General features: G+C 40.2%; 1 protein-coding gene. It reads left to right on the top strand.

Features of this window, described 5'->3' with window-relative positions; all coding sequences use genetic code 11:
- Positions 1-264 (top strand): peptide deformylase (locus JI667_RS21680; RefSeq protein WP_206858538.1); only part of this gene is annotated, 264 nt, incomplete at both ends.

The following is a 264-nucleotide window of genomic DNA, read 5'->3' as shown; positions in this document are numbered from 1 at the left end:
ACAAATTGCTGTCGTGGATACACGCGAAGAAGAAGCGCTAGAACTAATTAACCCTGAGGTAATAAAGTCGTCAGGTAAAGAGGTTGATCTAGAGGGTTGTCTTAGTTTTCCTGGGTTATTTGGTGAGGTAGAACGTCCGTATCGCATTACAATCAAAGCTCAAAATCGCTTTGGTAAAGAGTTTAAGTTAAAAGCGGAAGGTTTCTTTGCAAGAGCCATTCAACATGAAATCGATCACTTGCATGGCATTCTTTTTACTGAGAA

Source organism: Bacillus sp. NTK074B (genome assembly GCF_017303375.1).
Lineage (GTDB): Bacteria > Bacillota > Bacilli > Bacillales > Bacillaceae_B > Rossellomorea.
This window is presented reverse-complemented; position numbering and strand designations above follow the sequence as displayed.